Source organism: Pseudorhizobium halotolerans (assembly GCF_902153235.2).
GTDB lineage: Bacteria > Pseudomonadota > Alphaproteobacteria > Rhizobiales > Rhizobiaceae > Neorhizobium > Neorhizobium flavum.
Window position 1 is genome coordinate 89715 of sequence record NZ_CABFWE030000001.1, and the last position, 23561, is coordinate 113275.

18 protein-coding genes are annotated in these 23561 nt (G+C 62.9%); 4 read left to right on the top strand and 14 right to left on the bottom strand.

Translation table 11 applies throughout. The features are described 5' to 3' along the window. The first annotated feature begins 20 nt into the window (after positions 1-20). Together FN060_RS00470 and FN060_RS00475 are read left to right on the top strand one after the other, a co-directional pair. Positions 21-4508: a translocation/assembly module TamB domain-containing protein gene (locus FN060_RS00470; RefSeq protein ID WP_142586412.1), complete on the top strand. Its 4488-nt coding sequence runs from the start codon at positions 21-23 to the stop codon at positions 4506-4508. 199 nt (positions 4509-4707) lie between these two features. After that, positions 4708-5187, top strand: coding sequence for a chemotaxis protein CheW (locus FN060_RS00475; protein ID WP_052640350.1), 480 nt, complete (start codon positions 4708-4710; stop codon positions 5185-5187). A gap of 109 nt (positions 5188-5296) precedes the next feature. Here FN060_RS00475 and FN060_RS00480 read toward each other — a convergent pair whose 3' ends face one another. From FN060_RS00480 to FN060_RS00545, 14 genes are all read right to left on the bottom strand, one after another. Next, positions 5297-5641, bottom strand: coding sequence for a formate dehydrogenase subunit delta (locus FN060_RS00480; protein WP_142586413.1), 345 nt, complete (start codon positions 5639-5641; stop codon positions 5297-5299). Further along, positions 5631-6455 (bottom strand): formate dehydrogenase accessory sulfurtransferase FdhD, encoded by an 825-nt coding sequence (gene fdhD, locus FN060_RS00485; RefSeq protein WP_142586414.1) that lies wholly within the window; start codon positions 6453-6455, stop codon positions 5631-5633. Before fdhD ends, FN060_RS00480 begins: the two co-directional genes overlap by 11 nt. Positions 6456-6463: 8 nt before the next feature. Next, a complete protein-coding gene (fdhF, locus tag FN060_RS00490) occupies positions 6464-9343 on the bottom strand; it encodes a formate dehydrogenase subunit alpha (RefSeq protein WP_142586415.1) in 2880 nt (959 codons plus the stop codon). 5 nt (positions 9344-9348) lie between these two features. Further along, complete coding sequence (locus FN060_RS00495) at positions 9349-10905, bottom strand: formate dehydrogenase beta subunit (RefSeq protein WP_142586416.1); 1557 nt, start codon at positions 10903-10905, stop codon at positions 9349-9351. Continuing rightward, positions 10902-11381 (bottom strand): formate dehydrogenase subunit gamma, encoded by a 480-nt coding sequence (locus FN060_RS00500; protein ID WP_142586417.1) that lies wholly within the window; start codon positions 11379-11381, stop codon positions 10902-10904. Before FN060_RS00500 ends, FN060_RS00495 begins: the two co-directional genes overlap by 4 nt. Before the next feature lie 118 nt (positions 11382-11499). Then, a complete protein-coding gene (locus FN060_RS00505; RefSeq protein WP_142586418.1) occupies positions 11500-12393 on the bottom strand; it encodes a LysR family transcriptional regulator in 894 nt (297 codons plus the stop codon). Between the two features lie 101 nt (positions 12394-12494). After that, positions 12495-12902: a F0F1 ATP synthase subunit epsilon gene (locus tag FN060_RS00510; protein WP_052640357.1), complete on the bottom strand. Its 408-nt coding sequence runs from the start codon at positions 12900-12902 to the stop codon at positions 12495-12497. A 68-nt stretch (positions 12903-12970) separates the two neighbouring features. Beyond that, on the bottom strand, positions 12971-14413 hold the full coding sequence (gene atpD, locus FN060_RS00515; RefSeq protein ID WP_052640358.1) for a F0F1 ATP synthase subunit beta: 1443 nt from the start codon (positions 14411-14413) through the stop codon (positions 12971-12973). 23 nt (positions 14414-14436) lie between these two features. After that, positions 14437-15315, bottom strand: a complete 879-nt coding sequence (locus FN060_RS00520) for a F0F1 ATP synthase subunit gamma (RefSeq protein ID WP_052640359.1) — start codon at positions 15313-15315, stop codon at positions 14437-14439. Positions 15316-15357: 42 nt separating this feature from the next. Further along, the gene (gene atpA, locus FN060_RS00525; RefSeq protein ID WP_142586419.1) at positions 15358-16887 is read right to left on the bottom strand and encodes a F0F1 ATP synthase subunit alpha; all 1530 of its coding nucleotides are present in this window, start codon (positions 16885-16887) and stop codon (positions 15358-15360) included. Then, positions 16887-17453, bottom strand: coding sequence for a F0F1 ATP synthase subunit delta (locus tag FN060_RS00530; RefSeq protein WP_142586420.1), 567 nt, complete (start codon positions 17451-17453; stop codon positions 16887-16889). Before FN060_RS00530 ends, atpA begins: the two co-directional genes overlap by 1 nt. Positions 17454-17701: 248 nt before the next feature. Continuing rightward, positions 17702-18085 (bottom strand): DUF4345 domain-containing protein, encoded by a 384-nt coding sequence (locus FN060_RS00535; protein ID WP_142586421.1) that lies wholly within the window; start codon positions 18083-18085, stop codon positions 17702-17704. Positions 18086-18138: 53 nt separating this feature from the next. Next, positions 18139-20358, bottom strand: a complete 2220-nt coding sequence (locus FN060_RS00540) for a primosomal protein N' (RefSeq protein WP_142586422.1) — start codon at positions 20356-20358, stop codon at positions 18139-18141. A gap of 61 nt (positions 20359-20419) precedes the next feature. Next, positions 20420-21328, bottom strand: a complete 909-nt coding sequence (locus FN060_RS00545) for a GNAT family N-acetyltransferase (protein ID WP_142586423.1) — start codon at positions 21326-21328, stop codon at positions 20420-20422. A gap of 137 nt (positions 21329-21465) precedes the next feature. Here FN060_RS00545 and FN060_RS00550 point away from each other — a divergent pair, with 137 nt between their 5' ends. Then, positions 21466-22401: a tyrosine recombinase XerC gene (locus tag FN060_RS00550; RefSeq protein WP_142586424.1), complete on the top strand. Its 936-nt coding sequence runs from the start codon at positions 21466-21468 to the stop codon at positions 22399-22401. A gap of 176 nt (positions 22402-22577) precedes the next feature. Continuing rightward, a complete protein-coding gene (locus FN060_RS00555; protein ID WP_244665670.1) occupies positions 22578-23561 on the top strand; it encodes a TraB/GumN family protein in 984 nt (327 codons plus the stop codon).

The following is a 23561-nucleotide window of genomic DNA, read 5'->3' on the forward strand; positions in this document are numbered from 1 at the left end:
TCAACTAGGGGCAGGATGGGATGGTTCGCCTGTTGAAATGGGTTGTGAAGATCGCGCTCGTCGCGGTGGCGATCCTTCTCGTCATGGCTCTCGGTATCCTGCTCTTCGTGGGCTTGACCCCGGTTGGCAGCCAGATCGCGGCCGAGCGTATCTCATCCATTGTCTCGACACCGGAAAGACAGGTTAATTTTTCGCCTCCGCAGGGCCTTCTGAGCGGCGACCTGCAGATTGCCTCCCTTACCCTATCCGACGATGAAGGCACCTATGCGGAGATCGAGGGGCTGCACGTCAACTGGTCACCGTCCGCGTTGTTGCGCGGCGTGTTCCGCGCCGAGAATGTGAGCGTTGACAGCATCGATGTTTTGCGCGCGCCGCTTCCGTCTGCGCTGCCGGATGAGCCGCAAGCTGGACAGTCCTCCGGCTTCTCGCTGCCTGTCGGCGTGCGCGTTGCACAGATCGATATGCCTGACATCGAGATCGCGCCGGCTCTCACCGGCCGGCCCTTTTCTCTTTCTCTCAAGGGATCGATCGACGCCACCGGTCCGAACATACGGCTTGATCTCCAAGCAACCAGGCAGGATGAACCGGATGCTCGCGCCGTTGCGGACATACTGTACGCACCTGCCGAGAACCGCCTTGCTGTAACAGCGTCCGTTTCGGAGCCGCAGGGCGGCTTGTTCGCGCGCCTGCTGAAGCTTCCAGGCGCCCCCGCAGTCGACCTGGCACTCGAGGGGACCGGGCCTTTGTCAGACTGGAGCGGCAAGCTGTCAGGCAGCGTGGCCGGGGACCCTGTCGTGGCAGTAGAGGGAAGCCACCAGATGCTTCCGGACGGCAGCCGCCGGGTCGAGGTCGTGGGCGGCGGCCAGTTGGCGACACTCCTGCCACCCGCGTTTCGCCCGTTATTCGAGGGCACGACCGATATCGACGTAGCAGCCAATGTTGGCCGCAACGGGCGCATCTCGATCGATAATGGCAAGATCGTTTCTGGCGCAGTGGATGTCACGGCATCAGGTGTGTGGGATCCGGCGGGTGACAACAGCCTCACGGCAAGCCTCACCGGCACCGATGGACCCGTGCCCATCGTATGGCCGATTGCCGGTTACAACAGCCGGTTTGTCGTCGACACTCTCAACCTGACGGTCACCGGCGCAGCACAGTCCGCGCGCCTCAACGCAACCGCGGCACTCGCCTCAGCCGACGTGGCTCAAGGCCGCTTCGGCCAGATCAGGCTGCAGGCGGAAAGTGAAGACCTGAACCTGGTGACCCGCTCCGGCAGCGTGCGCTCCCGCTTGACAATCGGCGAAAGTGATTTCTCAAATGCTGATCTGGATCGCGCCTTGCAGGCACCGATTACGCTCGACGCGCCGCTCCGCCTCGATCTGCCGGCCATCGGTTTGGATGCGGCAACGCTCGACAGCGCGCGTTTGAGCGGAACCGTCAGCGGGACGTACAATACCACCTCCCAGAACCTCACGGGCAACTTCCGGATCACCGCAACACCGGAAGCCATGCCGCCTGCATTTGCCTCGCGCTTCGAAAGCACGATCATGGCTGAAGGCTATGTCGAACGGACGTCCGCCAACCAGGTGAAGGTCGAGAACTTCGTCCTGAAATCTGATGCGGTGGAAGCGCACGGCAACGCGACCTTGGCTGGCGAGCAGATGACCGGCCGTCTTGCCGGGCGCTTGCCCGAACTTCGTCGCTGGCTGGCCAATGCCGAAGGCGCGGCAGGTTTCGACGTCTCGGCGGAGGGAAGGTTGGATGCCCTGTCGGTAAAAGGCGTTGTCAATGCCGCAGAGATTAGACTGGCAGGAAAGCTCCTGCGGGATCTGCGTGTGAACGTGGAGGGCGTCGCCAATCCGCAATCGCCCGCCGGAACGGTCGAGGTGACGGGATCGATCGAGGGGCAACCGCTCAGCATTAATGCGGACCTGCGGTCGGAAGGAGGCCGCACCTCGGCGCCAGCCATCGACCTCCAGGTGGGACCCAACCGACTGGAAGGGGCTCTGAGCTTCTCTCCCGATTTCATGCCCGAAGGCAATCTGGAGTTTGAATTCCCCGACGTCTCACTGCTTGCGGCGCTTGCGGCCCAGCAAGCGGAAGGCGATCTCCAGGGCTCCGTCGCCTTCGAAAACCAGGACGGGCAAACAACAGCCGTTGTGCGGGCCTCCGGAAGCCGGGTCGCCAGCGGAAATCTGGAGGTTACCGGCCCGGTGATCGACGTGACGGTTCCTGACCTGCGGGCACTTGCTGCGGACGGCACGATCCGGGCAACCCGGCTTGGAACCGCAGCAACCGCGATAGAGGCTCTGGACTTGAACTTCGCTTACCAGGATACCGGCACTCGGCTCGAGCTGGACGCCCGATATGACGACGCACCATTGACGGGTGTGGCCACGGTAAGAACAGGCGATACCACGTCGGTTGCGCTCGAGAGCTTCGCGGCCGAGCCTCGCGGCATTCCTGTCCAACTGGCCAACCCAACGACCATCGTAGTCGCGGATGGAACCGCCCGCCTGTCCGACCTCACCGTCGGTACGGGCAACGGCCGCGTCCGGCTGACGGGGACAGTCGGCAATCTCCTTGATCTGCAAGCAGAAATCGAATCCCTTCCTGCAAGCCTGCTCAATACCTTCGCACCCGCACTCAATGCGGCCGGCTCCATCTCCGGGACCATCGACGCCGAAGGCTCCCTCACCGCCCCTTCGATCCGCTATGATCTCGAATGGTCGGAGGCGCAGCTGCAACAGACCAGGCAGGCGGGCGTCGGACCGCTTCAACTGCAGGCGGCCGGCAGCTTTTCCGACAGGACGCTTCAGCTGGACGATACACAGCTGTCGGGCGCGGACGGGCTGGATGTCGATGCATCCGGCCGCATCGTCCTGAACGATGACGGACCGCCTGCACTGGACATCAAGGCCACGGCCAACGCAGTCCCCGCCAGTCTTGCCAACGCCTTCGTTCCCGGCCTTGGCGCCCGCGGAACGATCGCCGGTACCGTCACTGCGGCCGGAACGCCGCAGGCGCCCGCCGTCCGCTACGACCTGACATGGTCGGATGCTGCCGTCGCCCAGACGACATCCGCCGGGCTTTCGTCGCTACAGGTGAGGGCGACCGGCGAGTACCGCGACAATGCCATCACGATCGAGACGAGCCTTGCCGGACAAGGCAACCTGTCGCTCTCCGGCGGAGGCACGATTTCGCTGCAGGGCGCGCGAGCTCTGGATCTTCAGTTCGACGGCCAGGTCCCCTTTGCCATCCTGGCCGGACAACTGGCAGACCAGGGTTTCGTGCTGGAGGGAACGGGAAGCGTCGATCTGATAATCGGCGGCACGAGCGCCTCCCCCTCCATCACCGGTACCGCATCCACATCAGGAGCCCGTCTGATCGATGTCCGGCGCAACCTCGCATTCGAGCAACTTGCCGCCAACGTCACATTTACCGGCACCGAGGCGAATATCTCCAGCCTGACCGGCACGCTCTCGACCGGTGGCCGCATTTCCGCCAGCGGTTCCATCGGCATCATCCCCGGTTCCGGTTTCCCCGCAGATCTCTCGATCAGCCTGGTGGACGCCACCTATGTCGACGGCACGCTCTTCACGGCAACCGCCAGCGGAGATCTTACCATCACAGGCCCGCTGACGACCGGGCCTGTACTCGGTGGCCGCATCACGCTCTCTGAAGCGGCGATAACCGTTCCGGCCAAATTGCCGACATCCCTGACCGAGATCGAGATCCGCCACCGCAACCCGCCTCCCGAAGTTGTCCGTCAGGTGAGGGAACTCGCGCCGGAGCAGGCGTCGGGCACCTCAAGTCCCCTGGCTCTCGATCTCCAGATAAGCGCGCCCAGCGGTATCTTCGTTCGCGGTCGCGGGATCGATGCCGAACTCGGTGGCGAACTGGCGATTACCGGCACCGCCGCCGCACCGCAGGTGGCGGGTGGGTTCGAGATGCGCCGGGGCCGCATCATCATTCTGACAAAGCGTCTGGATTTCACCTCGGGCGAGATCACCTTCGGCGGCGGCCTGATCCCGGTTCTCGACCTCGAGGCGACGACGACATCGGCGCAGACGACCATCACCGTGAACGTGAACGGTATCGCGAACGATCCGGATATCAGCTTCTCCTCGTCGCCAGCCCTGCCACAGGACGAGGTCTTGGCGCGGCTGATCTTCGGTCAGTCGATGTCGCGCCTCTCGCCGCTGCAGATCGCCCAGTTGGCCGATGCTGTCGGCCAGCTCGCAGGCGGCGGCTCCACCTCGCTCCTGGAAACGCTCCGCAGCAATCTCGGCGTCGATGACCTCGATATCAACACGGACGAAACGGGCCAGACGACGGTCTCTGTAGGACGCTACCTGAACAACCGGACTTATCTCCAGCTGGAGCAGGGCGGCGCAGAGGGCGCGCGCGCCACCATCAACCTGGATGTCGGGCGCGGGGTGAAGCTGAAAGCCGGCGCGGGAACAGAAGGCGGCACCGCGGGTATCTTCTACGAACGGGAATACTAGGCGCGGAAACTGCCTCGCGCCGAACGCAACGCTTTTGCTGCAGGCGGTTTAGATTTATTCAACATTCTACAAATAAGGTGGTCCCATCGCACCACGACACGAAGCGCGTAGCCAGGAGGCGCGTGTGCTTCCGGCCCGGCTTTCGGTGCTGCGTCGAGCGTCGCCTTGCTCCAGGCACCGGAGAGTTGGGAAGACATTGATGGCCACGATGAACACTTCTGCAAGCTACAGCGGCGAAACGCTGGAAATCATAGCATTTCGCCTTCACGACCAGGAATTCTGCGTCAAGACCACGACCATTCGCGAAATCCGCGGCTGGGCGCCGTCCACGCCAATTCCGCATGCACCGGCGGACGTGATCGGCGTCATGAACCTGCGCGGCTCGGTAATCCCGATCATCGATCTCGCCCAGAAGCTCGGCATGAAGAGCGCCGTCGCAACGGAGCGCAGCGCCATCGTCGTGGCGGAGGTCCACAACATGGTGATTGGCATGCTCGTCGATCAGGTCTCCGACATTCTCACGATCCCGTCGAACCAGGTTCAGCCGGTTCCGGAAATCTCTGCCTCGTTCGACAAGTCCTTCTCCGAAGGCATCATCGCCAACGAGAACGGCATGATCTGCTTCCTGAACCTCTCCAAGATGTTCAAGGGCACCGAAGTGGAAGATCTCGCCGCCTGAGGCAGTCCCCTCGCTCAAGCCTTCAAGAAGCCGCATGGATCCGTCCGGCGGCTTTTTCGTTGTGACGACTGTCACTCGTCAGGCTAACACCACTGACCGTACCGTGGGGTCAACTGCTGGTCTCGGGAATGCTCGGCTCGGAAAGCGACTCTCCCGCAACCACTCCCTTTCCGCCTGACCCGCCTTCGGCTGCTTCATCACCGACGCCCACTCCCGATCCGACCCGGGCCTCGGGCCGACGGATCAGCGTTGAGGCCTCGATGACGAGCGGAAGCAGTCCGGCCCCGCCCAAATCGATGTGCTCGAAGAGATGCCGCCGCATCCGCGGTTCCCAGAACTTGTTGATGTGGGTTGCGACCCCCTCCGCCCTCACCTCCTCGGGCTGGGACAGAAAGAAGGTGGCGATCTGGTTCGCCATCCTGACGAGTTTTTCTTGCGACTGATCATGCGACATGAGCGCTGCTTCCCATCTTGATGCGGTCGCTTCGTGTGAAGACTTCGAAGTCCTTGCCGCGCGCAAGCGCGACGACCGTCATGCCCGCCTCCTCGGCTGTGCGGATCGCCAGTGCAGTGGGTGCGGAAATGGCGATCAGGATGGGTGAACCCAGGATCGCGGTCTTCTGCACCATTTCCACGGAAACGCGGCTCGTCACCACGACCGCACCAGTGGCGCCTTTTATACCCTGCCACGCCACGGCACCAATAAGCTTGTCGAGAGCGTTATGGCGCCCGACATCCTCGCGGACCATCGCCAGCCCTATGCCCGGCACGAAGAACCCTGCCCCATGCACCGCATGGGTCTCAGCATGCAGCGGCTGGCCTTCGCTGAGAGCCGCAACGGCAGCGCTGACATGTCCAGCATCCAACTCGCAGCCTGGGCCGGAAAGCAAGGAAACCGGTCTCATCGCCTGATCGAGCGATTCCAGGCCGCACAGGCCGCAGCCAACAGGACCCGCCATGCTGCGACGACGGCGACGCAACGCCTCCTCCTTGTCGCCCTGGAGACTGATCTGGACATCCAGGCCCTTGCCGGCAACAACCACCTCGACGGCTTCGATATCGTCTGCCTTGCCGATGATGCCCTCGGTGAGGCTGAAACCTATAGCGAAATCGACCAGGTCGCTTGGCGTACCCATCATCACGGCATGGGTTGAGCCTCCGTAGGAGAACGCGATCGGCACCTCCTCTGGAACGACCCTGAGGCCTGGGCGCACACCGTTACGCCAGATTGTCTCCCTAACCGCCGCTTTCGTGTCGTAAGCCTGCACCCCTTGTCCTATTCCGCTGCTTCCATCTTTCCGGCGATCCGCCGAGACTGCCGTGTCAGCTCCTCATAATCCTGTTGCCATTCCGTCGGTCCGTTCGACGGCAAGACCTGCACCGCCGTTACCTTGTATTCCGGACAGTTGGTCGCCCAGTCTGAAAAATCGGTCGTGATGACGTTTGCCTGCGTGTCTGGGTGATGGAAGGTCGTATACACGACGCCCGGCGCCACCCTATCGGTGATGAGCGCCCTCAGGCTGGTCTCACCGGCGCGGCTGGCAAGCTTGATCCAGTCACCGTCCTTGATGCCCCGCTGCTCTGCGTCGTGCGGGTGGATCTCCAGCCGGTCTTGGTCATGCCAGACCACGTTCTCCGTCCGACGCGTCTGCGCCCCGACGTTATACTGGCTGAGGATGCGGCCTGTGGTGAGCAGCAGCGGGAAGCGCGGGCCGGTGCGTTCATCGGTCGCGACATATTCGGTGCGGATGAACTTGCCCTTGCCGCGGACAAAGCCGTCCACATGCATGATTGGCGAGCCGTCCGGATATTTCTCGTTGCAGGGCCACTGCACCGATCCCTTCGCGTCGAGATAGGCATAGGAGACGCCAGCGAAGCTCGGCGTGGTGGCCGCGATCTCGTCCATGATCTCCGCAGGGTGCGAATAGGTCCAGTTCAGCCCTATCGCCTGCGCCAGCCTTTGCGTTACCTCCCAGTCTGCGTAGCCGTTCTTCGGGCTCATGACCTTACGGACGCGGTTGATACGCCGCTCCGCATTGGTGAAGGTCCCGTCCTTCTCCAGGAAGGTCGAGCCCGGCAGGAAGACATGCGCGTAGTTGGCCGTCTCGTTCAGGAAGAGGTCGTGCACCACGACGCATTCCATTGCGGCAAGACCTGCGGAGACGTGCTTCGTGTCCGGATCGGATTGGAGGATGTCTTCCCCCTGGATGTAGAGGCCCTTGAACGTCCCTTCCACGGCCGCGTCCAGCATGTTCGGGATGCGCAGCCCCGGCTCATTGTTGAGCGTCACACCCCACATCTTCTCGAAGGTGTCGCGCGTGGCGTCGTCCGAGATGTGCCGATAGCCCGGCAGTTCATGCGGGAAGGAACCCATGTCGCAGGAGCCCTGGACGTTGTTCTGGCCGCGTAGCGGATTTACGCCGACGCCGGGACGGCCGATATTGCCAGTGGCCATAGCAAGGTTCGCGATCGCCATCACCGCGGTGGAACCCTGGCTGTGCTCGGTCACCCCGAGCCCATAGTAGATTGCCCCATTGCCGCCGGTCGCATAAAGCCTCGCTGCTCCGCGAACAAGGGCCGCCGGCACGCCGGTGTACGCCTCGGTCGCTTCCGGGCTGTGCTGCGGCTCGGCCACGAACGCCGCCCAATCTTCGAATTCCGACCAGTCACAGCGTTCGCGGATGAAGGCCTCATCGAAGAGTCCTTCCGTAACGATCACATGCGCGAGCGCCGTCAGCACCGCCACATTGGTCCCGGGCTTCAACGGCAGATGGTAGGCGGCTTCCACATGCGGCTGGCGGACGAGGTCGATACGGCGCGGGTCGATGACGATCAGCTTCGCTCCCTGCCGCAACCGCTTCTTTAGACGCGAGCCGAAGACCGGATGTCCGTCCGTCGGGTTGGCGCCGATGACGACCACAACGTCGGAATACTCAACCGAATCGAAATCCTGGGTGCCGGCCGAGGTTCCATAGGCCTGGCCGAGCCCGTAACCCGTCGGCGAATGGCAGACACGGGCACAGGTATCGACGTTGTTGTTGCCGAAGCCGGCCCGGACAAGCTTCTGGACGAGATAGGTCTCCTCGTTCGTGCAGCGCGATGAGGTGATCCCACCGATCGAATCTCGGCCATATTGGTACTGCAGCCGCCTGAATTCGGATGCGACATGGGCGAAAGCTTCCTCCCACGTCACCTCCCGCCAGGGGTCCGTGATTCTCTTGCGGATCATCGGGTTCAGGATGCGGTCTCGGTGATTGGCATAGCCGTAGGCGAAGCGGCCCTTGACGCAGGAATGGCCGCGGTTCGCCTTGCCGTCCTTGTACGGTACCATGCGGACGAGTTCCTCGCCGCGCATCTCCGCCTTGAAGGAACAGCCGACGCCGCAATAGGCGCAGGTCGTAACGGCCGAGTGCTCCGGCTGGCCGATAGCGATGACCGACTTCTCGGTGAGAGTCGCTGTCGGGCACGCCTGTACGCAGGCGCCGCAGGACACACACTCCGACTCCAGAAAATGCTCGTGCATGCCGGCCGACACGCGGCTGTCGAACCCGCGGCCCTCGATCGTCAGCGCGAACGTACCCTGCACTTCCTCGCAGGCGCGAACGCAGCGCGAGCAGACGATGCACTTGGACGGGTCGTAGGTGAAATACGGGTTGGACTCGTCCTTCGGCATCCACTTGGCGTTGATCTCGCCATTGTTGCGCGTCTTGACGTGATTATCGCCCTCATATCCGTAACGCACATCGCGCAGACCGACGGCGCCCGCCATGTCTTGCAACTCGCAATCGCCGTTCGCCGCACAGGTGAGGCAGTCGAGTGGGTGATCGGAGATGTAGAGCTCCATCACGCCCCGGCGGATCTTCTTCAGCCGTTCCGTCTGCGTATGGACGACAAGACCGGGTGCAACGGGTGTCGTGCAGGAGGCGGGGGTGCCGTTACGCCCTTCCACCTCCACCAGGCAGAGCCGGCAGGAACCGAAGGCGTCGACCATGTCCGTGGCGCAGAGCTTCGGCACCTGGATCCCCGCCTCCATGGAGGCGCGCATGAGCGAGGTACCTTCCGGAACGGTCACCTCGCGCCCGTCTATGGTGAGCGTGACGAGGGTTTCGGAACGGGAGGCCGGGGTGCCGTAGTCGATCTCGTGGATCAGGGACATTGTCTTTACTCCGCCGCTTCGACGAGGGGTGTAGGGGCGAAATCCTCCGGAAAGTGCGTCATCGCACTCATGACCGGATAGGGCGTGAAGCCGCCAAGGGCACAGAGCGAGCCGAATTTCATCGTGTTGCAGAGGTCGGCCAGCAGCGCCCTGTTGCTTTCGGGGTCGATGCCGAGAGCGATCTTGTCCGCAGTTTCCACACCGCGGGTGGAGCCGATGCGGCACGGCGTGCACTTGCCGCAGCTCTCGATGGCGCAGAATTCCATCGCGAAGCGGGCCTGCTTCAGCATGTCGGCCGTATCATCGAAGACGACCACGCCTGCATGGCCGATCAGGCCGTCCTTCGCTGCAAAAGCTTCGTAGTCGAACGGCGTGTCGAAGAGGGAGCGAGGAAAGTACGCTCCCAGCGGACCGCCGACCTGCACCGCCTTCACCGGCCGCCCGGTCGCCGTGCCGCCGCCGATCTCGTCGACGATCTGACCGAGCGTCAGGCCGAAGGCGGTCTCGAAAAGGCCCCCATGTTTTACATTCCCTGCGATCTGGATCGGGATCGTGCCACGTGAGCGGCCCATGCCGAAGTCTCGATAGAACTCCGGACCTCGGTCCAGGATGATGGGGACCGAGGCGAGCGAAATGACATTGTTGACCACGGTCGGGCAGCCCAGGAAGCCCTTGAGCGCTGGCAGCGGCGGCTTTGCCCGCACGATCCCGCGCTTGCCTTCGAGGGAGTTGAGCAGCGAGGTCTCCTCTCCGCAGACGTAGGCACCAGCCCCGACGCGCACCTCCATATCGAACACGCGGCCCGAGCCCATCACCGAGGCGCCGAGGATGCCGGCCTCGCGTGCAGCATCGATAGCCGCGTTCATCGTCTGGATCGCGTGCGGGTATTCCGAGCGGGTGTAGATATATCCCTTCGTTGCGCCCGCCGCGAGACCGGCGATGATCATGCCTTCGATCAGCACGAACGGGTCGCCCTCCATAATCATCCGGTCAGCGAAGGTTCCGCTGTCGCCTTCATCCGCATTGCAGACGATGTACTTTTGCGGACCCGGCGCTTCGGCGACCGTTTTCCATTTGATGCCGGTCGGAAAACCTGCTCCGCCCCGGCCCCGCAGCCCGCTGTCGATCACGACCTGCACGATCTCCGGCGAGGACATGGCCAGCGCGCGCTCGAGACCTTTGAGACCTTGGTACTTGCGATAGTCCTCCAGCGAGAGAGGATCGGTCACCCCGCAGCGCGCGAAGGTCAGGCGTGTCTGCTGACGCAGGAAGGGGATTTCCTTCGTCAGCCCCAGACAGAGGCGATGTTCGCCACCGGTAAGAAAGCCGGCTTCGAAAAGACCAGCGACATCTGACGGCTTCACCGGCCCATAGGCAATCCGGCCCTGTTCCGTCCGCACTTCGACCAGCGGCTCGAGCCAGAACATACCGCGCGATCCATTGCGTACGATGCGGGCGTCCAAGCCCCGGCGAAGGATCTCAGATCCGATCGCAGCAGCAACCTTGTCGGCACCAAGCGCCAGAGCCGCGGCATCCCGGGGAACGAAGATCGTGACGGTCATCGGCGCGCCTCCGCAACCAGTTCGCCAAGACAGTGCGCATCGAGCCGTCCATGCACCTCGCCGTCCAGCATGGCCGCCGGCGCGCAGGCGCAGAGCCCGAGACAGTAGACCGCTTCCAGCGTGACCGCGCCGTCCGCCGTCGTCTGGTGGAAATCGATTCCGAGCAACTGGCGCGCTGCGAGAGCGAGATCGTCTCCACCCATCGCCTGGCAGGCCTCGGCGCGACAGAGTTTCAGGACATGTCGGCCCGCGGGCGCGTCCCGGAAGTCGTGGTAGAAGCTGACCACCCCATGCACCTCGGCTCGCGACAGGTTGAGTTCGTCCGCGATGACCGGCTTGACCTCCTCCGGGATGAAGCCGAACTCGCTCTGGAGAGCGTGGAGGATCGGCAGCATCGGGCCTTCCAGATGCTTCATCTCGCGGATGATGGATCGGGAACGTTCGGCATATCCGCCGCTCGCCACATGTACGTTCATGGTGTCAACCTCCCGGAGAGACAGCGGTCTCTCTGCGCACGGACGCATTGGGGAAGTTTCAACGCTACCCGACGTCAGCGTCAATACCGGCGTTCCGTCGCATGATAGAAAAAACCTATCAATCCAGATCGCTGTCGCGCAGGTTCCGGGCCTGGTGGAGCAGAGCCGAAACAAGCGGCGTGAAAGGCTCACGGTGGGTCGCCACGAGACCGACCAGATGACTCGCCTCCGGCTCCACGATCGGTATCATCCGGATTTCCTTGGCGAAGCCGAAGGAGTGGGCGACATTTCTCGGCATGATGCTTGCCCATTGGCCGGTACTGACGTGCGAGAGCAGGACGACCATGGAATTCGATTCCAGAGTAGGCTCTACAGTCACGCCTGCCTGTTCCAGATGCTGGTTGATGATCCGCCGGTTCTGCATGTCCGGCGTCAATAGGCAAAGCCGAACATTGGCCATCTCCTGCCAGGTCACGGTATCGCGATCCGAATAGAGGGTTCCTTCCGCCGTCACCAGCGTGTAGCGCTCCGCATAGAGCGGCACGCTCGTAACCCGGCCTAGCGGCTCGTTGTCGAGATAGGTGATACCCGCGTCGATCTCGAAGTTGTCGAGTTGACTGAGGACCTGCAGGGATGTGCGTGAGACGACCGAGAAGGTGACGTCGGGATGCTTGGCCTGGAACGGCTCGGTCAACCGGGGGATCATGGCAAGCGCGGTCGGGATCGCCGCCAGCCGAATGTGGCCGGACAGGCCGGACTTCGCCGCCCTCATCTCCTCGCGCATGGTCCGGGCATCACCGACGATCCGCTTCGCCCATTCCAGCACCCGCTGCCCTTCCGGTGTCAGGCCCTGATAGCGAGTGCCACGAACGACGAGCACGACGCCGAGTTGATCCTCCAACTGACGGATGGCGGCCGAAAGCGACGGCTGGGATATGCCGCATTCGACGGCTGCCCGCCCGAAGTGACCCTCGCGGGCGAGGACGATGAAAAGCTCGAGCTTGTCCAGCATACGACAGGATCCCGACGAAAGCCGCACAACAGCAAGTCGAAGGCAGAAGCGCAACAAAAAAGGCGGCCCAGAGGCCGCCTTTCAGATAGCCTCTTCGCCGATCAGGCCGGCAGGATGGCGCCGTTGAGTTCGGTGAGCTGGGACAGATATTCTTCGAGCTTCGTCTTGTGCTCGTGATCGGTCGCGGCACCGGCATCGCTGCGGGCAGCTTCGATCCGCGCCTGCAGCGTCTCCCGCGTCACGTCCGAGAGCGGCAGCGCCGATTCGGCCAACACGGTGCAGCCAGTCGGCAGGATGTCAGCAAAGCCGCCAAACACGACATACTTCGCTTCCTGGCCGGCCGCCGACTTCACCGTCACCACGCCCGGCTTGATGGTCGTCATCGTCGGAGCATGGTTCGCAAGAACCGTCATCTCGCCCAGCGTAGCCGGGATCACGACTTCGGTGACCTTTTCCGAAAGGAGAAGACGTTCCGGAGAGACGAGCTCGAAATTGAAGGCGTCAGCCATGGCGGTTCACTTCTTCACGTGTTTCATGCAAAGGCGCGCCGCAAGTGCCGCGCGCCCGCTGGTCCTGCTTAGGCAGCAGCTGCCAGCTTCTTCGCCTTCTCCATCGCCTCTTCGATCGAGCCGACCATGTAGAAGGCGGCTTCCGGAAGATGGTCGTACTCGCCGTTGACGAGACCCTTGAAGCCCTTGATCGTGTCTTCGAGAGCAACCAGCTTGCCCGGCGAACCGGTGAACACTTCGGCGACGAAGAACGGCTGCGACAGGAAGCGCTCGATCTTGCGGGCGCGGGCGACGGTCATCTTGTCCTCTTCGGACAGTTCGTCCATGCCGAGGATGGCGATGATGTCCTGCAGCGACTTGTAGCGCTGCAGCGTCGTCTGAACCTGGCGAGCCACTTCGTAGTGCTCTTCGCCGACGATCATCGGGTCAAGCATGCGCGACGTGGAGTCGAGCGGGTCAACGGCCGGATAGATACCCTTTTCAGCGATCGAACGCGACAGAACGGTCGTCGCGTCGAGGTGGGCGAACGAGGTTGCCGGTGCCGGGTCGGTCAAGTCGTCGGCGGGAACGTAGATGGCCTGAACCGAGGTGATCGAGCCCTTGGTCGTCGTGGTGATGCGCTCCTGCATCTGACCCATGTCGGTCGCCAGCGTCGGCTGGTAACCCACGGCCGAAGGGATACGACCGAGCAGAGCCGACACTTCCGAACCTGCCTGGGTGAAGCGGAAGATGTTGTCGACGAAGAACAGAACGTCCTGGCCCTTGTCGCGGAAGTCTTCAGCAATCGTCAGACCGGTGAGCGCGACGCGTGCACGGGCGCCCGGCGGCTCGTTCATCTGGCCGTAGACGAGAGCCGCCTTGGAGCCTTCGCCGCCGCCGTGCTTGTTCACGCCGGATTCGATCATTTCGTGGTAGAGGTCGTTACCTTCACGGGTACGCTCGCCAACGCCCGCGAACACGGAGTAACCGCCGTGCGCCTTAGCGACGTTGTTGATCAGTTCCATGATGAGAACGGTCTTGCCGACGCCGGCGCCGCCAAACAGGCCGATCTTACCGCCCTTTGCGTAAGGAGCGAGAAGGTCGACGACCTTGATGCCGGTCACGAGGATCTGCGCTTCCGTGGACTGCTCGACGTAAGCCGGAGCTTCCTGGTGGATGGCGCGTAGTGTTCCGGTGTCGAGCGGACCTGCTTCGTCGACTGGCTCGCCGATGACGTTCATGATGCGGCCGAGCGTCTGGTCCCCGACCGGCACCGAGATCGGAGCGCCGGTGTTCTTCACCTGCTGGCCGCGAACGAGGCCTTCGGTGGAGTCCATCGCGATGGTACGCACCTGGTTTTCACCAAGGTGCTGCGCGACTTCCAGAACGAGGCGGTTACCGTTGTTATCGGTTTCCAGTGCGTTCAGGATCGGCGGCAGTTCGCCATCGAACGAAACGTCGACAACGGCGCCGATCACCTGCGTCACCTTGCCGACGGAGGTGCCGGCGTCCAGGGTAGCTGCGATAGCCATGTTTCTTACCCTCTTTCCTTATCTCAGAGCGCTTCCGCGCCCGAAATGATTTCAATCAGTTCCTTGGTGATCTGCGCCTGGCGCTGACGGTTGTAGGACAGCGTCAGCTTGTTGATCATCTCACCGGCATTGCGCGTCGCGTTGTCCATTGCGGACATCTGAGCGCCGTAGAAGGATGCGTTGTTCTCGAGCAGCGCGCGGAAGATCTGCACGGCGACATTGCGCGGCAGCAGATCCGCGAGGATCTCTTCTTCGCTCGGCTCGTATTCGTAAAGGGCTGCCGACCCGCTTCCGGCATCCGCTTCGTCGAACTTGGCCGGAATGATCTGCTGGGCCGTGGCTACCTGCGCGATCACCGACTGGAAACGTGCATAGAACAGCGTGGCAACGTCGAACTCGCCCTTGTTGAAGAGGTCAAGCACCCGGCGCGCAACATCGTCCGCATTGGCAAAGCTCAGTTGCTTCACTTCGCGGAAGGTTACGTAATCGACGATGTTGTCCTTGAACGTCCGGCGCAGGATGTCATTGCCCTTGCGGCCGACCGTCAGGATCTTCACCGTCTTGCCTTCCCGGATCAGCTTCAAAGCATGATCGCGGGCAAGGCGGATGATGGACGAGTTGAAGCCACCTGCAAGACCACGCTCACCAGTTGCAACGACGAGAAGGTGAACCTGATCGCGGCCGGTCCCGGACAGAAGCAGTGGCGCTTCAGCATTGCCGGCATTGGCGGCGGACAGGCTGGCCAGCACCTTGTTCATGCGTTCCGCGTAGGGACGTGCAGCCTCGGCCGCCTCCTGCGCACGGCGCAGCTTCGCCGCGGCGACCATCTTCATCGCCTTGGTGATCTTCTGCGTCGCCTTGACGGAGGCGATCCGGTTTTTCAGATCCTTAAGTGAAGGCATCCGTTATCGGTCCCCTAAGGGTTAGTGTGCGTAATCCGGGGCTCAGGCGAAGGACTTGGCGTAGGCGTCGAGCGCCGCCTTCAACTTGGCCTTGACGTCGTCCGACAGGGCCTTTTCGGTGCGGATCGCATCGAGAACATCCTTGCCTTCCGAACGCATGTAGGTGAGCAGGCCCTGTTCGAACTTGCCGACATCGCCGACCGGGATCTTGTCCAGGTAGCCGTTGACACCTGCGAAGATCACCGCAACCTGCTCTTCGGTTTTCAGCGGCGAGAACTGCGGCTGCTTCAGGAGTTCGGTCAGGCGGGCACCACGGTTCAGCAGGCGCTGCGTCGCGGCGTCAAGGTCAGAGCCGAACTGAGCGAAGGCTGCCATTTCACGATACTGGGCAAGCTCGCCCTTGATCGAACCGGCAACCTGCTTCATCGCCTTGATCTGCGCGGCGGAGCCGACGCGGGAAACCGACAGACCCACGTTCACGGCCGGGCGGATGCCCTGGTAGAACAGGTCGGTTTCGAGGAAGATCTGACCGTCGGTGATCGAGATCACATTCGTCGGAATGAATGCCGAAACGTCGTTACCCTGGGTTTCGATGACCGGCAGGGCCGTCAGCGAACCGGCACCGCGCTCGTCGGAGAGCTTGGCCGCGCGCTCGAGAAGACGCGAGTGCAGATAGAAAACATCGCCGGGATAAGCTTCGCGGCCCGGCGGGCGACGCAGAAGCAGGGACATCTGGCGGTAGGCGACAGCCTGCTTGGAAAGATCGTCGTAGGCGATCAGCGCGTGCTGGCCGTTGTCACGGAAATATTCGCCCATGGCGCAACCGGCGAACGGCGCAAGATACTGCATCGGAGCCGGATCGGAGGCCGTTGCGGCGACGATGATCGAGTACTGGAGAGCACCACGCTCTTCCAGGACCTTCACGAACTGAGCAACGGTCGAACGCTTCTGGCCGATAGCGACGTAGACGCAGAACAGCTTCTCGCTGTCCGGACCATTGTCGTGGATCGGCTTCTGGTTCAGGAAGGTGTCGAGGATGATGGCGGTCTTGCCGGTCTGGCGGTCGCCGATGACGAGCTCGCGCTGGCCGCGGCCAACCGGGATCAGGGCGTCAATGGCCTTAAGGCCGGTCGACATCGGCTCATGAACCGACTTGCGCGGAATGATACCAGGAGCCTTGACATCGACGCGCGAACGGCGGGTCGCATTGATTGGACCCTTGCCGTCGATCGGGTTGCCGAGCGCATCGACGACGCGGCCGAGCAGTTCCGGACCGACCGGCACGTCAACGATGGCGCCGGTCCGCTTGACGGTGTCGCCTTCCTTGATCTCGCGGTCGGAGCCGAAGACAACCACACCGACGTTATCGGCTTCGAGGTTGAGGGCCATGCCGCGCACACCGCCCGGGAACTCGACCATTTCACCGGCCTGAATGTTGTCCAGACCGTAGACACGGGCGATACCGTCACCAACGGAGAGAACTTGGCCGACTTCGGATACCTCAGCCTCCTGGCCGAAGTTCTTGATTTGATCTTTCAGAATTGCGGAAATTTCCGCGGCGCGGATATCCATCAGCCAACCTCTTTCAGTGCAAGCTTAAGGGTGGAAAGTTTGGTGCGAAGGGAGGTGTCGATCTGTCGCGACCCGACCTTGACGATCAGGCCACCAAGAAGCGAGGCATCCACCTTGACGGCGACGACCACGTCCTTGCCAGTGACGCCCTTCAGCGCCGACTTGAGTTCTTGTTCCTGGGCCGGCGTCAACGCATGTGCGGACATCACTTCGGCCGTAACTTCGCCGCGATGGGCGGCTGCGATCTGGCGATAACCCCGGATCATGCCCGGCAGGGCGAAAAGGCGACGATTGCTCGCAACGACCTTCAGGAAGTTGGCGACCATGCCGCGGATGCCAGCCTTGTCGGCGACTGCGGAGATGGCACGCACCTGCTCCTCGGCAGAAAAGACCGGGCTCTGGATCAGGCGCCGGAGGTCCTCGCTCTCGTCCATCATAGCCTGGAACCGGTCGAGATCCGCGCCGACTGCATCGATCGAACCTGCCTCGAGCGCCAACTCAAAGAGCGAGGACGCGTAGCGCTCAGCTACACCGGAAATCAGCTGGGACGTGTCAGCCACGGGCACAGTTTCCCTTGATTGTCATCAACGGCCGGACCTCGCGGACGGAGATCGATAAGCCCTTGTGAGTATTTGCTATTTTGTTGAAAACAACCAGCTTTTGGGCTGGCCCCTTCAGACTTTCGCGGTTCGTCTATCATAGGATCTATGGACTCGCAACACGGCAGATAGGCTAAAACGTCCGGGCTAGAAGGGGTTGAACCGATTTTATCACCCTGCTTGTGCGGATTCGGGGTGAGAAGCAGCGAACCACGCTAGAAATAGCCGAGAACATAGCCGAGCGGCAGCGCGGCGAGCGCGAGTTGCGCGATCAGCACCAGGGCGTTGATGGCCATTTTGCCGCGGTCGAGGAAGAGTGACAGGAGGCGCCCCAGTCCCGCGAAGCCCAGCGCGCTGCCGAGCATGAGATAGGTGAAGTCCTGCGCAAGGGCGATCGCTGCCAGTCCCAAGCCAAGGTGAAGGCCTCCTATCGAGCGTGTCGCGCCGAAGCCGACGGAGGTGACCTCCCCCGTGACCAGCCCCCCTGCCCTCAGCAGCCGTGCCGGAAACAGCATGGTCAGAAGACCGAAAACCGCGACGACAAGCGCGGCCAGGAATGCCAGGCGCTCCGGCAGCTCGGCGGGAAAGTAGAGTTCCAAAATTCACTCCTGACGCTCTTGGGACTGCCCCCTTACCAGCAGCGCCGTGATTCTCAAAGAAAGCTCTGGGGATCGACGTCGATCTGCACATGCACCGAGCCGCGAACCTTGGGCCCCTGCGTTACCATTGTCTTCAGGAAGGCCTGCATATCGGAGTTCCGCCTGCCATGGACCAGGAGCCGGAAACGATGTCGTCCCCTGACCAGCGCCAGCGGCGCCTCGGCCGGCCCGAGTACGGCAATTCCAGAAACATGCGGAGCGGCGGCACGCAGGCCGCGCGCATGGACCTCCGCATCAGCACGGCTCTCGGCCGACACGATGATCGACGCCAGCCGGCCGAAGGGCGGGAGGATCGCGCGTTCCCGCTCGATGATCTCCCGCTCATAGAACGCCCCCGCGTCACCGGAAACGATCGCCTGCATGACGGGATGCTGCGGCTGGTAGGTCTGCAGCAGTCCGTGGCTCTTGAGCCCCGTCCGCCCTGCGCGTCCCGTCACCTGGCTGAGCAGCTGGAAGGTTCGTTCGGCGGCACGGGGATCGCCATTCGCCAACCCCAGGTCCGCATCGACAATCCCGACCAGCGTCATCAGGGGGAAATTATGCCCTTTGGCGACCAGTTGGGTACCGATGACAATATCGGCATCTCCGCGGGTGATCGCCTCCAGCTCCAGCCGGAGACGCTTGACGCCGCCGAGCAGGTCGGAAGACATGACGATGGTGCGGGCATCCGGAAAGTGCCTTTCCACTTCCTCCGCAATGCGCTCCACGCCTGGCCCGCATGCGACAAGATGGTCGAGCGTGCCGCATTCGGGGCACGCCTCCGGCGTCGGCTCGCTATAGCCGCACTGATGGCACTGGATCTGGTTGCGAAATCGGTGCTCGACCAGCCAGCTTGAGCATTGCGGGCACTGGAAGCGATGTCCGCAGACCCGGCAGAGGGTGAGCGGTGCATAACCGCGCCGATTGAGGAACAGAAGCGCCTGCTCGCCGCGCTCTATGGTCTTGCCTACGGCCCTCAGAAGCAGGGGAGACAGGAAGCCTCCCCGCTCGGGCGGATGCTTGCGCATGTCGATCAGGTGGAGGTCCGGCAGTGCCGCTTCGCCGTAGCGTGTCGGCAAGTGCACCAGGTGGTAACGCCCGGCCTGAGCGTTCACCTGGCTTTCCACCGATGGCGTCGCCGAGACGAGGACGATCGGGAAGTCGCCGATCCGGGCGCGCACGACGGCCATGTCGCGCGCATTGTAGAAGACACGATCTTCCTGTTTGTAGGCCGGGTCGTGTTCCTCATCGACGACGACCAAGCCGAGGTTTTCGAAGGGAAGGAAGAGCGCCGAACGGGCACCGGCGACAACCTGTACCTCGCCCGTGACGATGCCCCGCCAGACCTTCTCGCGTATCCGCGGCGAAAGATCGGAATGCCATTCGCCAGGCTTCGCTCCGAAGCGGTCCTGAAAGCGCTCGAGGAAGCTAGAAGTGAGTGCGATTTCAGGGAGGAGGATGAGCACCTGCCGGCCCTGCCGCAATGTTTCCGCGATGGCCTCGAAGTAGACCTCCGTCTTTCCGGAACCGGTAACCCCATCGATGAGCGAGGCGGAGAAGCCACCTTTACGGACGAGGTCGACGATGTCGCGCGCAGCATCCTTCTGCGGCCCCTCGATCCGCGACACCGCATAGTCCGGATCGGGCCTCGCGACCACCGGCGGCGGCGGCAGGAAAACCGTCTCGAACAGCCCCTGCTGCGTCAACCCGTCGATAACGCTCGTGGAGACCCCGGCGGCATGGGCGAGGCCAGCGCGCGTCCACGGCACCTCCTCGCCGACGAGGTCGAGAACCCTTGATCGCGCCGGTGTCATCCGCTCGGGACGACCGCCGACATAGCGGATCCCCTCCACCATGGGCTCGGGCTCCAGTGCTGCGGGGGCACGGATTGCCATGCGCGCCACCAGGCCCGGCGGAGACAACGTATAGCTCGCCACCCACTCGATGAAGCGCCGCATCTCGGGGGAGAGAGCAGGGCAGTCGAAAGCCAGCGTTATCGGCCGCAGCTTCTTCGGATCGAGCCTGTCGTCGTTGCCGCCCTCCCAGACGACGCCGATCACTTGGCGCGGGCCGAGCGGCACCTGCACGACGGAGCCCGGCTCGACATGCACGCCGGCTGGTACGGCATAGCTGTAGGGACCCGGCGCCGGAAGCGGCACCAGCACCGGAACGACGCGCTGGACCGATGGCTGGGCCAGGAGTTCACCGAAGAGCGAGGAGGAATCTGGGCTCATGCGGCGGGACCTTGCCCCGAAGCCCGCAAAAATGAAACATCTGATTCTGCAGCTGGACGCCTTATTCCTGCGCCAGGCTGAATACCGAATGATGGTCTTGCGCCAGTTCGAAGACCGCGTGCTTCTCGATCGCCCGCGTGACATCCTGCGGATCGCCTTCCAGTTGCTCCGGCTGGATCAGATGCCCGACCGTCACGTCGAAACGGTTGCCCTTCTTGTTGAGGAGTTCGTAGAAGACCGTCATGTCGCGCAGCTCGGTCGACCACTTGGCGAACCAGTAGAAGAGCCCCGAATTCTGCGCCTTCATGTGGATCGGCAGGATCGGCAGGTTGTACTTCTTCGCAAGTCCGACCGCCGATGTCTTCCAGGGCCGCTCGTTGAGCCGGCCGTCCGCCCAGTAGGCAATGCGCCCTGACGGGAAAAGCACCATCACCTTGCCGTCCTCCACGGTCTTGTTGGTCAGGACAAGTGTCTCGCGGGTCTTGAGCTTGCTCTTGTGTTCCTCTCGCCATTCGACGGGTATGATCATTTCGGCGAAGCGTGGATTGACGCGGACGGCATCACGGTTGGCGAAAACCATCATGTCGGGTCGGCGCGGCTTGAGGACGTCGAACACTGCGACGCCGTCGGCAATGCCCGTCGGGTGATTGCTGACGAGAATGAAGCCGCCGGTTTCCGGAATGCGGTCCGCATTCGTCACGCGGACATCGAGCTTGAGCGTGTCGCTGAGATATTCGAAGGACTGGAAGCCCGGCATCGCTGCGATGTCATTCGCGAACTCGATGGCACGGTCATAGCGCAGCAAGGAATAGAGAAATGGCCGCATCACCGGCCAGAGCGGATGCTTGACGATGCGCTGTCCCCGCTCAGCAATGAGAGTATCAACGATGTGACCGGGTTTACCTTGGGAAACCAGAGAAAGTGCTTCGGCAAAATGCCCGAGGGAGGACATTGAATCTCGGCGCGCCATACGAACTCCTGCAGAGAGGATAGGGGTATATCGCAGTCCGATATGATCGGCCAGTGACAACGGTCGCATCCTTCAGTGAATAGTAACGCGATCAGAAGCAATCTGGGGTCACCCTGCACCGATTCAATAGGCATGACGTGAGCGACATACTAACGATCGCAGCCCCAGACCTCCTCCAGCATCGGGTGGAATGGCTGGACAATCTGGCACGGGAGCGGCGTCTTTCCGCCAACACGCTTGAAGCCTACGAACGCGATACCCGCCAATTCCTGAGCTTCCTGACTGGCCACTTGGGCGGTCCACCTCGGGTCACCGACATCCATACGCTCCGCCCCGCCGACCTGCGCGCATTTCTGGCAGCCCGCCGGCGCGAGGGCTCCGGCGCCCGCTCGCTTGGCCGGCACCTGGCAGGCCTGCGCTCGTTTCTTCACTACCTGGAGCGGCAGGGGCTAATCAACGCAGCGGCTGCCGGCGCTGTCCGTGCGCCTCGGCAGCCGAAATCACTCCCGAAGCCGCTCAGCGATCGACAGGCACTGGCGGTCGTCGGCCAAGACGCCCAACTGCAGGAGGAACCCTGGATCGCCGCGCGGGATGCTGCCGTGCTGACGCTGCTTTATGGTTGCGGACTACGAATATCGGAGGCACTCGCACTGACGTCGCGGGATCTTGAGGTTGGTACCTCTAGCCTTCGCGTCACCGGCAAGGGCGGCAAGGTCCGGATCGTACCGCTGCTCCCCGTCGTGGTCGAGGCGGTGGCAGCCTACCGGAAGCTCTGTCCCTATGCTCCTCCGCCGGACCAGCCCTTGTTTCGCGGCGCCCGTGGGGGACCGCTGCAGCCCGCCATCATTCAACGCGGCATGCAGAAGCTGCGCGGTGCGCTCGGCCTGCCGGACACTGCCACGCCGCACGCGCTGCGCCACTCCTTCGCGACGCACCTCCTGGCAGGCGGCGGTGATCTGAGGACAATCCAGGAGCTTCTGGGACATGCAAGCCTCTCGACGACGCAGGTCTATACTGGCGTCGACACGCTACGGCTGCTGGAGGTCTACGATCGGGCGCATCCGCGGGCATAGGATTGCCTTAACCATCCGCCTTAATGGCTCGTGCAGGTCGTGAGGCTAAGGTCCCACGGCCTCCCTGGAAGGATGACATGACGACCCACGCCCTCTTCCCGCTGCCACGGCGCTTGCTGCACCAGCTGTCCGCAACTGCACTTTGGCTGCTCGCCGCTGGCCACCTGTTGGCGCTGATGTCCCTGCTGATGATCCTTCTCATGTACGCGCCGGCAAGAGCAGAGACTGCATGTAACGGCAAGAACCTGCTGGAAGGCTTGCAGCGTGACGATCCACAGGCCTACGCCGCTGTAGTGGCAGAGGGCGGAGACGTGGTGAACGGCCAGGGTCTCTTCTGGAAGGTCGAGCGCGAGGGCACTTCCCCCTCCTACCTGCTGGGCACCATGCACGTGACCGATCCGCGTGTCCTGAAGATGCCGCCGGGCGCCGCAGAGGCGCACGCAGCCGCACGGGTGATCGTCATCGAATCCGACGAGATCCTCGACGAGCGGAGGGCGGCCGCCGCCATCCTGGCCAGACCTGAACTGACCATGTTCACGGATGGCCGATCGATCGAGAACCTCCTGCCCCCGGAAGATCTGGTGGTCCTGAAGGAAGGGCTGGAGGAAAGGGGTCTCGTCCTTTCCGCAGTGTCGCGCATGAAACCCTGGATGCTGGCGGGTTTTGTGGCGACTTCAGCCTGCGAATCGGCACGCAAGGCAGACGGTGCCGTATTTCTCGACAAGAAGATCGCCCTTGATGCCATGGCATCCGGCAAGCCCGTGAAGGGGCTGGAAACGCTTCAGGAGCAGCTGGCGGCGATGGCTGAAATGCCGATCGACTTCCATCTCCAGGCTCTCGTCGAGACGGTCAGGCTCGGTAAACGTATGGACGATGTCGTGGAGACGATGACGGAACTCTATCTGGCTGAGGAAACGGGCGTGACTATTCCGGCGCTGAAGTCGCTGACCCCGCCATTGACCGAAGGGGACGAGAGCGCCTACGCCGCTTTCGAGAGCGCGGTGATTTCCGACCGCAACCATCGGATGGCGGAGCGCGCCGCACCCATTCTCGCCGAGGGCGGCGCCTTCGTGGCTATTGGTGCCCTGCACCTGCCGGGCGAGGACGGGTTGGTCGAATTGCTGCGCGAGCAGGGCTTCACCGTCAGCCGTTCCCGGTAA

What these genes read in the sequence shown, in the direction of transcription:
- FN060_RS00520 (WP_052640359.1), bottom strand. Translation starts at nt 15,315, where the DNA reads ATGCCTTCACTTAAGGATCTGAAAAACCGGATCGCCTCCGTCAAGGCG.
- atpD (WP_052640358.1), bottom strand. Translation starts at nt 14,413, where the DNA reads ATGGCTATCGCAGCTACCCTGGACGCCGGCACCTCCGTCGGCAAGGTG.
- atpA (WP_142586419.1), bottom strand. Translation starts at nt 16,887, where the DNA reads ATGGATATCCGCGCCGCGGAAATTTCCGCAATTCTGAAAGATCAAATC.
- FN060_RS00555 (WP_244665670.1), top strand. Translation starts at nt 22,578, where the DNA reads ATGTCCCTGCTGATGATCCTTCTCATGTACGCGCCGGCAAGAGCAGAG.
- FN060_RS00495 (WP_142586416.1), bottom strand. Translation starts at nt 10,905, where the DNA reads ATGACCGTCACGATCTTCGTTCCCCGGGATGCCGCGGCTCTGGCGCTT.
- FN060_RS00470 (WP_142586412.1), top strand. Translation starts at nt 21, where the DNA reads ATGGTTCGCCTGTTGAAATGGGTTGTGAAGATCGCGCTCGTCGCGGTG.
- FN060_RS00545 (WP_142586423.1), bottom strand. Translation starts at nt 21,328, where the DNA reads ATGGCGCGCCGAGATTCAATGTCCTCCCTCGGGCATTTTGCCGAAGCA.
- FN060_RS00480 (WP_142586413.1), bottom strand. Translation starts at nt 5,641, where the DNA reads ATGTCGCATGATCAGTCGCAAGAAAAACTCGTCAGGATGGCGAACCAG.
- fdhF (WP_142586415.1), bottom strand. Translation starts at nt 9,343, where the DNA reads ATGTCCCTGATCCACGAGATCGACTACGGCACCCCGGCCTCCCGTTCC.
- FN060_RS00475 (WP_052640350.1), top strand. Translation starts at nt 4,708, where the DNA reads ATGGCCACGATGAACACTTCTGCAAGCTACAGCGGCGAAACGCTGGAA.
- FN060_RS00540 (WP_142586422.1), bottom strand. Translation starts at nt 20,358, where the DNA reads ATGAGCCCAGATTCCTCCTCGCTCTTCGGTGAACTCCTGGCCCAGCCA.
- FN060_RS00510 (WP_052640357.1), bottom strand. Translation starts at nt 12,902, where the DNA reads ATGGCTGACGCCTTCAATTTCGAGCTCGTCTCTCCGGAACGTCTTCTC.
- FN060_RS00500 (WP_142586417.1), bottom strand. Translation starts at nt 11,381, where the DNA reads ATGAACGTACATGTGGCGAGCGGCGGATATGCCGAACGTTCCCGATCC.
- FN060_RS00505 (WP_142586418.1), bottom strand. Translation starts at nt 12,393, where the DNA reads ATGCTGGACAAGCTCGAGCTTTTCATCGTCCTCGCCCGCGAGGGTCAC.